Here is a 12,854-nt window from a genome sequence, read left to right on the forward strand (position 1 = left end):
GTTATACAGCAGATTCTTCTGTAATCTGCAGAAACAGTTTTTCCAGATCGTTGTCCATCACTGCCAGTTGGTACACATCTATCTCATTTTGAACCAGTAATCTGTTTATATGAGCAGCCTGCTCTCTATCCTGGAAGGAAGTTTTTAATCCATTGCCATTCAGCGTTACCTGAAATTGAGGATTTAATAGTTCTAATGCCTTGAGGTTATTGCTGGTATCAAAACATAACATAGCTTGGCGGGATTTTAAGGTTCCCAGTTCCTGAATAGTCCCCTGAAACAGCATGCTCCCTTTATGAATAATTCCAACATGGGTCGCCATCTTTTCTACCTCAGATAACAAGTGGCTTGATAGAAAAATAGTAGTGCCAGCTTCCTTGTTGAGACGAATCAATAATTCACGTGTCTCAATCATTCCATTGGGGTCTAGCCCATTGGTAGGTTCGTCCAGAATCAGTAGTTCGGGTTCGGAAAGTAAGGCAACTGCCAACCCTATACGTTGTTTCATTCCTAAGGAATAGGCTTTTACTTTCTTATGGGCAGCATGAGTCAGTTTTACCAGTTCCAGTGTTTCGTCAATACGCTTTTTGGATACGCCCTTAATGCGGCGTGTTATCTCCAGATTATCCCATCCTGTCAGATGTTCGTAGAGAGAGGGTATCTCTATCATGCTTCCGATCCGAGAAAATATATCTAACCTATTGTCTGATAAAGTTTTTCCAAAGATCCGGATGTTGTTTTCAGGATTGGGTAACAATCCTAAAATAAGTCGCATAGTTGTAGTCTTGCCTGCCCCGTTGGGTCCTAAGAAGCCATAGATAGAACCTTTCTCTACATTCAGGTTCAGATTCTTGATAATAGGCTGGTCTTTCTTAAAGCCAAATTGCAGGTTTTGTGTCTGAATAATCATAGGAATGGCGTGTTGGGTATTACCGTTTACATAGTTGAAGATGCATTCTATTTCTCCAAATTAGCGGACACTTTGTCGGCAAACAGTTGTCGTATCTTTTCTTTCGTAGCAAGTGCTGCATTAAACAAAAGTTCCAGATCCACCTTACTGTCCTCACCTTCCACATTCTCCTGCACCAAAGAAATCCCACGTACTGTACTTTCTGAATAGAGAACAGACTCAGGTTCCTCTACTTTAGATACTGTTTTAAAGCAAAGCTTTTCGGTGATCTGCTCAATACTGGCATACAGTAAAATCTCACTTCCATCCAGAATAATGATAGGATCAATCAGACTCTCCAGATCCCGCACCTGGTGGGTAGAAATAATAATGATACGATCTTCGGTAGCGGCTGAAGCAATGATCTTTCTGAACTGGGTTTTAGAAGGAATATCTAGTCCATTAGTTGGTTCATCCATAATCAGGACACTGGTATTCGTAGCAAGTCCAAACCCAATCAATACCTTCTTCTTTTGCCCGTATGATAATTCTGTCAGAGTCTGGCTATCATCAATACCAAACTCTTTGAGATAGTTCTGAAACTGTACTGCATTAAAAGCCGGATAAAAGGGAGCATATGTTTTCACAAAGCTCCGGATAGGCACTGAAGGCACGTAAAACTCTTCCGGAATGAAAAATATATCCTGCAAAAACTCAGGCTCACGCTTCTTTGCTTCCCGCCCATTGACCAAACACTTGCCTGACACCGGAAAAAGCAAACCAGCCATATTTTTGAGTAAGCTTGATTTTCCTGCTCCATTTTTACCAAGCAATCCATATACAGCTCCTTTTGGCAACGTAAGACTCAGATCCGTAAACAGCCGTTTTTTTCGGTTATACCCAAACGTAACATTTTGAATGTCAATCATAGATTATATAGAGTGTAGTAAGATTTCAGTAGAATACAGTAGTTATATTTGCAAGGGTAATTCCGATGTTAAAGTATTGTGTACTTTATTTTGTCTCCAGCGCAATACGATAGCCACAATGCCCAAACCAATCAGCAGCACAATACCTAGATTGATCAGATACATCGAAATCAGTTCACTCACAGGCCACAGCATAGCTCCTATCAACAGAATTATAAAAACTACTCCATTACCCAAGTCCAGTCGCCAATCATTTCTCTCTATAGGATGATGCATCAAGGGTGCCGGATTATCAGAAAGAATGAATTTCAGTTTATGAAAGTCGTATATCAGCAACAGAATAGTACAGAAAAGAAAGAAACCCACTACATAAGGTGTCCCCTGCCACTTCAGCGAAATCACAACAACCAGAATATTTACCAGCATAGGCGTTGCCATAACAGCTCCCAGCGTAGCAAAACGTTTGGATATAAGCAGAAAGCCAATGGTCACCTGACTGAAAGCTATAAACCGAGCATACATTCCTAAACCATACTTAGCCAGTTCATCTTCCAGAAAAGGTGGCCCCATCGTATTTGGGAAGGTATTATGAGTAAGCTTCGCCAATCCGGAAGTCAAAAAAATTAACCCTAACCAAAAGCGAATAGATCCAATAGTGAATTGTATCAATGATTTTCTTGAAGGGAATCTGATTGCCATAGTGTATTACTTAAGTAGTACACTACAAATGTAAAGATTCTGAAATGAGAAAAGCAAGAGCATACTAAAACTTTTCGATAAAATGTGTTGAAAGGTAGATAATGAGGTTGAACTTGAGACGCAATATGTAATGGTAGTTAGCTATAAATAGCCTTTACAATAACAAACATGAGTCATCCCGAATTTTGAGTAAAAGGGTGTCATTGAGAAAGTAATAAAAAATGTTACAAGGAGAGCAAAGATGACTTCAATCGTGGTTGGCAGTGTAGGTGCGTTGGCCTTCTTTCTGCCGCGAGGTTGGCCTTTGGCCTTGTGGGCTGAAGGATCGGCAGAAAGTGTCCTTTTGCACACACACAGATCTGGCTCACCAAATTCTCATTTGGTGCCCCTCTTTTGGACAAGCAAAAAAGTAGCATGGAAGGAAGAATGATGTTTGGAACAATAAAGAAACGAAGGGAGAAACGTCTCTCAAAAATAAACTCAAGCCCATATTTTCAAAAATATAGGCTTGGGTTTTACTCTCATCCAAAATTAGGGATGACTCATGCTTTGAAATTCCTTAGTATACTACTATAGTTATTGTACCTTAAAGTTGGGCATTAGCAGGCGAAATGTAGTTCCTTTACCAATCTCACTCTCTACTGAGACACTCCCTTCCAATCGTTCAATAGTTTGTTTTACAATATACAAACCTAATCCGGACCCATCAGACTTAGGAGTTGCCCGGAAGAACATATCAAAGATGCGGGCAATATATTGTTCTTCAATACCCATTCCATTGTCTTCGATAATGATTTTTGCCTGCTGCTCAGTGACTATAATCTGAAAACGTAGAAAGTTGGAATCAACATGCGGGTTCAAGTATTTTGCCGCATTGGAGATAAAGTTTTTAAGAATAATACCAATACGCAGTTCATCACTATGAAACTCCACTTCTTTGTCAACATTTACTTCGATATGCAGTCTTTCCAGATTAGGAAGATAACGAAGTTCATCCGCACAATCGTGAATAATTTTCTCGAAGTCGATGGGTTTAATAATAATTTCAGAGTTCAGTGTTCTGGAATGATTCAGGACAGATTTGATAAAGTCATCCAGCTTACTTACCCTATTCTCAATCAGTGACAGATAATTACGCAGTGTGTCTGGATTATCGTCCATCTTGGTCAGATTGATCAGTCCCAGAATGGAAACCAGCGGAGCTCTCAAATCATGTGATACTTTGTATACGTAGTTGTCTAGTTCATGATTACGCTTTTTCAGTTCTTTCAATGTGTGTCGCAATACATCTTCGGTCTTCTTCTGATCTGTGATATCGTATCCGGCACAGGTAATTCCTTTTATTTTCTGGTTTTTATCAAAAGTTGGCTCAATGGTCAGTAATAGATAAACTTTTTTTCGTCCAAAGCTAAGATTGATTTCCTGAGCAGTTCCTTCGCCTGTTTCCAGCACATGTTGTTTAATGGCAGTCAGTTGTTCGGCTTCTTTCACTGGAAAGATCTCAGTATCCGTCTTGCCTAGTGAATCAGAGAAATGGTATTGCGATAGATTGGTATTATCATAAATCCAGGTATAACGCAGATGAATATCCTGGTTAAATACAACAATAGGGGCTTTGTTTAGGGCTGCTTTGAAACGAGACTCACTTTTACGCAGGTCATCCGTTATTTTTTCACGTTTGTGAGCCTCTGCTACCAACAAATTATTAATACGCCGGATTTTTGCCATCCGGGACAATGAGATATTGGCAAATTCATTTTTAATTTTATTCAGCTGGCCATAAATAGCTGTTAGTTCATTGCTATTGGCCATTAACTCACGGTTGTTGGAGTGCAACTCTTCGTCTTTCTGCTTTAATTCTGCACTCAATGTTACCAGCTTGCCTTCGTAATAATCTTTGTTTCGAAATTTATTCTGGATCAGAATAAAACTCCCGGATATCATCAGCAGATAAGATCCGAGTACCCAGTAAATCGCCTGTGTTGTACGATGCACTGAAGAAACGTATTCTCGGTTTCGTAAAGTCAGATGATTTCGTTCTTCTGCAATAACCTCCTGCAAAACATGCTGAATATTATTCATGGCAGCACGGTTCTGAGGAGACTTATAAAGTGATTCCAGACCGGAGAGATTGTTATTATTCTTTAACAGAATAGCATACTGCATCAAATCAATCTTTACAGATGCATTCTTTTTTAGTGAGTCGATCAGTAGTCGATGATGAGTATTGGAGTTGGTCAGATAATATAAGGAATCTATGTATCCTCCCACAGAGTCTATACTTCTATAATAAGGCTGCAAATCTATGCTATCATTGCTGACTACATACTCTCTTTGTCCATTCTCAGCCCTATTCAACAAGGATAAAACTTTCTCAGCCGTATAAATGATCCGGTTGGAATGAAAAACCTGTGCAGCCTTCTCCAAAGCTACTTTGTGGTTTTGGTATATGCTAAATCCAATCCATGCCAAAACCAGTGTACTGATAATAAAAGCTGTGTGGACGATTGGTTTGGAATAACGCATCATCAATTTAAATTAGAACTTCTGCTGGTTTTATTTGAAGTAAAATTAGCTCAGAATTTTAACAAAAAATCTTGTAAAAACAACCCCTGATTATAAAAAGCCTGAAATAATTTCTGTAAGATTTTGCCAAATCAGCCAGTCATCAGACATAACACACTGATTTTAAATAATTTACACCACAAAAATAATATCATCTTAGTTTCAAAATAACTAAGTGATACTCAATATATTACTATCTGAGGGTGCAATAAAGGCAAATATCCTGGAAATTTATACTATCCTATATGATATTTATCAGACAAGAGCCTGATACAAAATCTCGACAGGATGCAGAGCCTTTCTATGTGTACCATCATGAATCTGGTGTCTACAGCTGGTACCTGGCGCTGCAATAATCACATCCTCAGGCTGTTTACGAACAGTCGGGAATAAAACCAGTTCGCCGATTTTCATCGAAATGTCATAATGCTCTTTCTCATATCCAAATGAACCCGCCATGCCACAACAGCCAGATGGAATCAGATGTACTTCATAGTTTGCAGGCAAGGATAATATTTTCTTGGTTGGAACCAAAGATCCTACAGCTTTTTGCTGACAATGTCCATGTAGTTTGATCAAGCGTTTTTCCTGGGTAAACTGATTTTTCTTTAAATTACCTTTATCTAACTCTTTGGCCAGAAATTCATCAATCAGGAAAACATTTTTAGCAAGTTTTTGTGCATCAGCCTGCATACCTTCACTCACTAATTCCGGGTACTCATCCCGAAACGTAAGTATGGCAGACGGCTCTATACCTATTAGAGGAGTTTCTTCTGTGATTGTGTTTTTCAGCAACTGTACATTTTGCTCGGCAATCTCTTTCCCCTTACGTAATAACCCTTTGGATAAATAAGCCCGTCCACTCTCTACATGTTTAGGGATAATAACCTCATATCCTAACTTCTCCAACAACAAAATACCTTTTTTACCAATCTCTACATCATTGAAGTTGGTGAACTCATCACAGAAGAGATAGACTCTTCTCCCAGAAGCAACCGTCTTCCGCTTGGAATGCCAACTCTTCAGCGTAGTTGAGGCCAGCAGTGGCATAGTACGATCCGGGTGAAAACCAACTATGGTATTGGCAATACGACGTAAGGAAGGAGTTTTGAAGACAAGATTATATGCCCAAGGCATAACTGACGCAATATCTGAGAGCTTGGAGAAGTTTCCAATTAACTTACTACGCATAGGTACACCGTTAGCATCATAGTAATGCTGCAGAAACTCTGCTTTGAGCTTACCCATATCCACATTGGATGGACATTCGGACTTACACCCCTTACAACTCAGACACAAATCCATTACCTCTTTAATCTCCTCATGGTCAAATGGATTTTCTTTAGTTGAGTTAGTTAGAAACTCTCTCAGGATATTGGCGCGGGCACGGGTAGTATCTTTTTCATTCCGGGTGGCCATGTAGCTTGGACACATGGTTCCTCCGCTCAGTTGTGTTTTGCGGCAATCACCTGACCCATTACACTGTTCAGCATGACGCAGTATTCCCTGTTCCCGTGTGAAATTGAAGATGGTCTTGATTTCAGGATTCTTCTGACCTGGAGTATAACGTAGAAACTCATTCATAGGAGGAGTGTCTACAATCTTTCCTGGATTAAAGATATTGTCTGGGTCCCAGGTCTGTTTGAGTTGCTTGAATAATTGGTAATTCTTTTCTCCAACCATCCAGGGAATAAATTCACCTCTCAGGCGTCCATCGCCATGTTCACCACTCAGTGAACCATCATATTTTTTTACCAGTAAGGCAATTTCTTCTGCAATTTTCCGGAACAGTTGATTACCTTCTTCTGTCTTCAGGTTAATAATCGGACGCAAATGCAACTCTCCAGAACCTGCATGTGCATAGTGGACAGAATACAAACCATACTTTTCCAGAATTTGATTAAAATCACGGATATAATCAGGCAGGTCATTTACATCAATAGCAGTATCCTCAATAACAGCAACAGGCTTTGCATCACCGGGCATATTAGTCAACAGGCCTAAGCCTGCCTTACGTAATGTCCATATCTTTTTGGTGTCTTCCCCATATAAAACAGGAAAATGATAGCCTAACCCGGCAGCCCGCATTTCTGCTTCCATTTCAGATGCCAGTCTGGCCACCTCATCCTTATCTTCACGGGCAATTTCTACTACCAGGATAGCTCCTGGATCACCTTGTACAAAAAATCTATTTTTACTCTGTTCAATATTCTCCTTAGTACATTCCAGAATATAATGGTCGATCAATTCACTAGCTGATGGATTATATTTCAGGGCAATCAGATTAGCTTTTAGTGCTTCATCAATGGTATTGAAGTGCACACAAACCAAACCTGCTACTTTAGGAGGCAAAGGCAATACATTTAGTTTGATTTCTGTCAAAAAAGCCAGTGTTCCTTCAGATCCTGCAATCAGCTTACAGAAATTGAAAGCCGGACTTCCTGGTGTAAAAGGCTCAGTTTCAAGTAGTAAATCCAGAGCATATCCTGTATTGCGGCGGGCAATACTGCGTTTGGGGAACTGAGACCGGATTTCTTGGGCATTCTCTTCATTTGAGAGTATTTCCTGTACCGAACGATAAAGTTTGGTTTCCAGATCGTTTTTTGGTTTAAAGCCACGAGGTACAGTGCCTGTAGCTGGTACACCCAGACATTTTGCTTCAAATTCATCAATACTTAACTCATAAAAATCTACTTCTGATCCATCACTCAGCAATGCTTTCACTGAAATCAGGTGTTCACGAGTACTACCATATACAACAGAATTTGACCCACAGGAGTTATTACCAACCATCCCTCCTATCATTGCCCGGTTGGCAGTAGAAGTTTCCGGTCCAAAATATAGCCCATACTCTTTCAGAAATAGATTCAACTCATCTCGTACTACTCCTGGTTGTACTCGTACCCATCGTTCTTCGACATTTATTTCCAGAATCTTATTCAGATACTTGGACATATCCACTACCAGTCCACTACCTACTACCTGTCCGGCAAGAGATGTACCGGCAGTACGTGGAATCAAAGCTACTTTTTCCTTACGGGCAAAAGCAATCAGCTTTTTGATATCATCGATACTTTTGGGAATAGCCACTGCCAGAGGCATTTCACGATAAGCAGACGCATCAGTGGCATATAGGGTACGAATGGTATTATCAGAATAAAATTCGCCTTCTAATTGTGCAGACAGGGAGCGGAGTTTTTCGGTAATCATTTATTCAGAAATCTGGAGACAATGGTAAAAGTGAGTAGATTCACTTATGAATCACAAATTTAAAACAGAATGTTAAAAAAATAGATTTCATCGGGAATAATATTCGGCAGACACGGCGGATACCCAAATTACATGGTTATGTCCTATAACTTTCCCAGTTTTGTATTATTTACGAGTAAAACAGGAATATATTTTACTTTGAAAAGTACGTCCATTGCGTTGATTAATTCAAAGCCTGAACAAAGCTCAATTTGTCCTAACGCAACGGACGTACTTTCAATATGAATCCGAACGGACGTTCGAACCAGTTCCTTTCTATTTAAAGAGATTCATTCTCTTCTTTATTTCTTCAGCACAGCCACTACTGCAATCTCTACATTGGCTCCACCTGGCAGGCTTACGATACTGATTGTTGTACGGGCAGGAGGATTAGTACTGAAATATTTGCCATAAATTGCATTCATTTTTGCAAAATCATTCATATCCTTCAGATAAACTGTAGCATTCACTACATTCGTCAGATCCAGATTGGCAGCTTTTAAGACAGCTTTGATATTCTCAAGGGTCTGGGTTGTCTCCTGTTCAATACCACCTTCTACCAGTTTACGGGTTTTAGGATCTACACCTGTCTGCCCTGCTCCAAAGAAAAATCCATTAGCAATTACTCCCTGACTATATGGACCTACAGGTAGTGGGGCTTCTTCTGTTTTCACAATTTTTTTTTGTGCAAATACCGCTGATGTACTTAGAACAGTAATAAAGAAAATCAGAAAGGGAATCTTTTTCATAGGTTTGTACGTTGGGTTTTGTTATAGAAATACAATTTATATTGCTTAAAATCATCTGAAATGATCAGACTGTCTCAAAAGTATTATTTTTTTGTAATTATATTCTCATTCCTGTTATCTCCTGTACAAGCACAGATCCTTCAGGATAATGAAGTTCAGCAGTGGATTCATGAAGGACTTGACAAAATGTACAATTTTGAGTTTGCAGAAGCCAACCCCATCTTTGAGAAAATTCGCCAACGTTATCCCCAGCATCCAGTATATCCCATGTTAAAATCGCTGGAAACAACATGGAAAAATATTCCGATAGGAGAAAATAAAAATGTGATTGCTACCCACAGAGCCTATCTCAATGAAGTTATCAAACGGGCAGAAGTGCTGCTTGATAAAAATGATAAAGATCCGGAAGGCGTATTTTTTGCGATGGCAGCTCATGGATTTCTGGCATTAAGCCACTCAGAAAGCGATGAAATGACATCCGCAGTTAATGAAGCTCGCAAAACATATGGACACCTGAAAGACGGTATGAAAATGCTCAACCAATATGCCGATTTTTATTCTCCGGTAGGTGTATATAACTATTATGTTGTGAAGTATCCGGAAACACATCCTGTTGTCAAGCCTTTTATGATTTTCTTTGCAGATGGTGACAAAGCATTGGGATTGAAACAACTGGAAATTGGTAGTCAGAAAGGTATATTTACCAAAGTGGAGGCACTTTTCTTTCTGCTTCATATCTATATAAAACATGAATATCAGGCTGGTAAGGCCTTAGCCTGTACTCAGCAACTTATTACCCGTTATCCTAATAATATTATTTTTGCCATGCGTCATGCTGAAATGCTGCTTGCCAATGGCCGATATGATGAGGCTGAACCCTTTATAACACAGGTAGGACAAAACAAGGATAAAGTTTTTCAAAGTACAGTTGCAGTATTCAATGGCATTATTCAGGAGAAACAGACAAAGAATTTACCTCAGGCAAAGATCTATTATCTGAAGGCTACTACTATGAACGCTCTTAATGTGCGTTATAACAATGACTTTCTGGCTATGGCCTATGCAGGTTTGGCACGGATTGCCATAACTGAAGGAAAGAAAGATATTGCAAAAACCAACTACAAAAAATGTCTGGAACTTGCAGAATATGATAGCACTATTGCAGAAGCCAAAAATTATATGAAGAAGAATTAGAATTCGCCGGAAGGCTCCTAAACCTGAATGTAAACCAATCACTATGTCAGATACCTATCTTACCATTGCTGCACCAGCGGAAGGATTATACAAAGAAAAAGGGAGCAAGTTTCTGGCATTTGCCTATCCGGTTCGTACGGAAGATGAGGTTAAAACTCATCTTGCCCAACTTCGTAAAACATACTTTGATGCCCGACATCATTGCTATGCCTATATTTTGGGTGCTGACAAAACCAAGTACAGAGCAAATGATGATGGAGAACCTAATCACTCAGCTGGAGATCCGATTCTGGGCCAGATCCGTTCCCGCAATCTGACAGATGTACTGGTGGTAGTAGTGCGTTATTTTGGTGGAATAAAGCTGGGAGTTAGTGGTCTGATCCAGGCGTATCGTACCTCAGCTTCTGAGGCATTGGAGACTGCACAGATTATAGAAAAGATTGTGACGATGCCTTTTTCCATACAGTTTACCTATGAACAGATGAATCAAGTAATGAAGCTTCTGAAAGACTACGATGCAGAGATTCTTTCACAAGACTTTCAACTAGTTTGCAACCTTACAGCAGCTGTTCGCAAAAATCATTACACAGAGTTACTGGGTAAATTTACCTTCCAACAGATAGAAGTTCTTCAAGAACTTTGAACTAACTCAAGCAACACATCATAGTATTTACGTTTCAGCCATTTAGCCTTGAGCCATGCATAAAAGTGCATAGCCTGCAAATCTTCCTGCTCTACAGGTAAAAATACAAAAGCAGCCTCTACTTTCTGATGGAATACATCATCTGTAAAAGTTTCCGGATGCTCTACCAGCTCTTTCACAAATTGCATATACATCCGGATATTACGTGAACGCTTAAGAAGCGCCTCAAACGTAGTCTCTATAGACCGGATTTTATTTACGACCAGATCTATATTTCCAAACTCATACTGGATAATCAATTCACTCAGATTCTTCCTTAACACCCATTCCATTCCCATTTTCTTCTGACACCACTGATCTGAGTGAGGAATAGTTAGTAGTAAGCGACTTGCTTTGCCATACTCCTCTTGTTGAAAATAGTAAAAGGCAAGGTTGATCTGTGCATTCAACTGATCCTTAATAGATAGCGATTTCCCCTGGTTCTTCAGCAACTCCTCAAGCAATACTATAGCAGCATCTCGTTTGGTATCATACATATAATTGGCTGCCATTAACATCACATACTTCGGATAAAATTGCCCCCAATAACTTTTCTGAGAATCCTGTAACAAAGCATACAATTGTGTCAGATATACTGTAGACTCCTCAAATTTCCGATTACGATATAATGTCTGCGCAATCATATACAACATCCGAAGCTGGATATATCCATGTCTTAATTCAAACGTAGTTGCGTTGTACTGTTGAATAACATACGGTTCAAATGCATAATAGTCCTTCCGTACCAGTACTACACTTCGGGCAATATTGACTAGTTTATACAACATTGCCGGACGTTTGCTTATAACAGTGGTCAACTGATACTGCGCTAGAATGGTTGATATAATAGATTCAAAGTCAGGCACTGCCCCGGTTTGTCGGGCCTGACTCAACTGTTTGGTAATCAAAGCTTGTGCAATCACAGCCCGTTCTTCTTCTTCACAGAGAGGTTTATTCTGGTTACGCTTTTCTATAATAGATTCCAATGGATCGGCAAATTCACTATCAGATTTTTCAAGTTGAAAATGGTAGATAGTATTTAATAAATCAAAGTGATCATTTCGTATAGCTATCTTTTCAGCTTTACGAAGCATATGCCAGGCCGTTTTTTCTACTCCCCGATCAAACAGATATCTTGCCAAAGCCAGTAACTCAGACACGGAAGCAGTTGCAGATAAATCAAACTCTCTGCTCTTCAGCAAAATAAAATCTGCCAGTTGTCGCATCAATCTCTTTCGCAATGCATGATAGGCCACCAGATTAGGTTTCTTTCCATACAAATACATGGGGATGGATTTCTCCTTGTCTGGCAGATTTTGTTTTTCTGCGAGCAATCGAAACAAGTCAATATCCTTTCGCTCTTGCTTTGATTTCAAACGCTGCAGGTAAGCCGTGAAGTCCTTCTGATGTTCTGAAGGCATAGCCTCTATAATACTTTCCAAATTGTCCATGAAATTACAAGTAAAACACGAATATAAAGCAATAGTTTTAAAGTCCTTTTCACAATCACCAATACACTGTATATCAATTATTTAAATTATTTTACAAAATATTAAAAAGTCCTTTTTGTAGAGAATTCCGTTTGATTTAGGGTATCCACACAGTATATCTTTGAATCGTTAACTAAAAACACACACAAAATGGAATCTAAAAACACAGTAGTCAATAAACCCACTCCAATGTACCGTTTTCAGGTATGGTCATCTTTTGTTTTATCTTTCTCATTGATGGTAATTGGTATTTATCATCTGCCAGTAGAGATATGGATCAAAGGATATTTAATTATGGGTATTATATTTACCGTTGGTTCTTGCTTTACGCTTGCTAAAACGATCCGAGATGACTTCGAATCGGAAAAAATAGAAGGCAAAAAGTATGAGAATTCCTGAAAAAGATGC

General features: G+C 39.3%; 10 protein-coding genes. 3 read left to right on the top strand and 7 right to left on the bottom strand.

Translation table 11 applies throughout. The features are described from left to right. Position 1: 1 nt before the first annotated feature. From QNI22_RS21070 to QNI22_RS21095, 6 genes are all read right to left on the bottom strand, one after another. Entirely contained in the window at positions 2 to 910 is a 909-nt protein-coding gene (locus tag QNI22_RS21070; RefSeq protein WP_314513736.1) for an ABC transporter ATP-binding protein, read from the bottom strand. A gap of 47 nt (positions 911 to 957) precedes the next feature. Further along, complete coding sequence (locus QNI22_RS21075) at positions 958 to 1,818, bottom strand: ABC transporter ATP-binding protein (RefSeq protein WP_314513739.1); 861 nt, start codon at positions 1,816 to 1,818, stop codon at positions 958 to 960. 42 nt (positions 1,819 to 1,860) lie between these two features. After that, entirely contained in the window at positions 1,861 to 2,517 is a 657-nt protein-coding gene (locus QNI22_RS21080; RefSeq protein WP_314513741.1) for a DoxX family membrane protein, read from the bottom strand. 576 nt (positions 2,518 to 3,093) lie between these two features. Then, on the bottom strand, positions 3,094 to 5,046 hold the full coding sequence (locus QNI22_RS21085) for a sensor histidine kinase (protein WP_314513743.1): 1,953 nt from the start codon (positions 5,044 to 5,046) through the stop codon (positions 3,094 to 3,096). 291 nt (positions 5,047 to 5,337) lie between these two features. Further along, entirely contained in the window at positions 5,338 to 8,292 is a 2,955-nt protein-coding gene (locus tag QNI22_RS21090; RefSeq protein WP_314513745.1) for an FAD-binding and (Fe-S)-binding domain-containing protein, read from the bottom strand. A gap of 341 nt (positions 8,293 to 8,633) precedes the next feature. Further along, complete coding sequence (locus QNI22_RS21095; protein ID WP_313997481.1) at positions 8,634 to 9,080, bottom strand: Rid family detoxifying hydrolase; 447 nt, start codon at positions 9,078 to 9,080, stop codon at positions 8,634 to 8,636. A gap of 60 nt (positions 9,081 to 9,140) precedes the next feature. On the opposite strand from QNI22_RS21095, the gene QNI22_RS21100 reads away from it, so the two are divergent. Both QNI22_RS21100 and QNI22_RS21105 read left to right on the top strand, forming a co-directional pair. Then, positions 9,141 to 10,274, top strand: a complete 1,134-nt coding sequence (locus tag QNI22_RS21100) for a tetratricopeptide repeat protein (RefSeq protein ID WP_314513747.1) — start codon at positions 9,141 to 9,143, stop codon at positions 10,272 to 10,274. A gap of 43 nt (positions 10,275 to 10,317) precedes the next feature. Further along, positions 10,318 to 10,917 (top strand): IMPACT family protein, encoded by a 600-nt coding sequence (locus tag QNI22_RS21105; protein WP_314513748.1) that lies wholly within the window; start codon positions 10,318 to 10,320, stop codon positions 10,915 to 10,917. Here QNI22_RS21105 and QNI22_RS21110 read toward each other — a convergent pair. Beyond that, complete coding sequence (locus QNI22_RS21110) at positions 10,905 to 12,407, bottom strand: tetratricopeptide repeat protein (protein ID WP_314513750.1); 1,503 nt, start codon at positions 12,405 to 12,407, stop codon at positions 10,905 to 10,907. The two genes, QNI22_RS21105 and QNI22_RS21110, sit on opposite strands and share 13 nt — an antisense overlap. A gap of 189 nt (positions 12,408 to 12,596) precedes the next feature. Here QNI22_RS21110 and QNI22_RS21115 point away from each other — a divergent pair, with 189 nt between their 5' ends. Beyond that, the gene (locus QNI22_RS21115; RefSeq protein ID WP_314513752.1) at positions 12,597 to 12,845 is read left to right on the top strand and encodes a YiaA/YiaB family inner membrane protein; all 249 of its coding nucleotides are present in this window, start codon (positions 12,597 to 12,599) and stop codon (positions 12,843 to 12,845) included. Positions 12,846 to 12,854: the final 9 nt, after the last annotated feature.

Origin of the sequence: Xanthocytophaga agilis, assembly GCF_030068605.1 — a bacterium.
GTDB classification, from domain to species: Bacteria; Bacteroidota; Bacteroidia; order Cytophagales; family 172606-1; genus Xanthocytophaga; species Xanthocytophaga agilis.

What these genes read in the sequence shown, in the direction of transcription:
- QNI22_RS21070 (WP_314513736.1), bottom strand. Translation starts at nt 910, where the DNA reads ATGATTATTCAGACACAAAACCTGCAATTTGGCTTTAAGAAAGACCAG.
- QNI22_RS21105 (WP_314513748.1), top strand. Translation starts at nt 10,318, where the DNA reads ATGTCAGATACCTATCTTACCATTGCTGCACCAGCGGAAGGATTATAC.
- QNI22_RS21100 (WP_314513747.1), top strand. Translation starts at nt 9,141, where the DNA reads ATGATCAGACTGTCTCAAAAGTATTATTTTTTTGTAATTATATTCTCA.
- QNI22_RS21110 (WP_314513750.1), bottom strand. Translation starts at nt 12,407, where the DNA reads ATGGACAATTTGGAAAGTATTATAGAGGCTATGCCTTCAGAACATCAG.
- QNI22_RS21085 (WP_314513743.1), bottom strand. Translation starts at nt 5,046, where the DNA reads ATGATGCGTTATTCCAAACCAATCGTCCACACAGCTTTTATTATCAGT.
- QNI22_RS21080 (WP_314513741.1), bottom strand. Translation starts at nt 2,517, where the DNA reads ATGGCAATCAGATTCCCTTCAAGAAAATCATTGATACAATTCACTATT.
- QNI22_RS21090 (WP_314513745.1), bottom strand. Translation starts at nt 8,292, where the DNA reads ATGATTACCGAAAAACTCCGCTCCCTGTCTGCACAATTAGAAGGCGAA.
- QNI22_RS21095 (WP_313997481.1), bottom strand. Translation starts at nt 9,080, where the DNA reads ATGAAAAAGATTCCCTTTCTGATTTTCTTTATTACTGTTCTAAGTACA.
- QNI22_RS21115 (WP_314513752.1), top strand. Translation starts at nt 12,597, where the DNA reads ATGGAATCTAAAAACACAGTAGTCAATAAACCCACTCCAATGTACCGT.
- QNI22_RS21075 (WP_314513739.1), bottom strand. Translation starts at nt 1,818, where the DNA reads ATGATTGACATTCAAAATGTTACGTTTGGGTATAACCGAAAAAAACGG.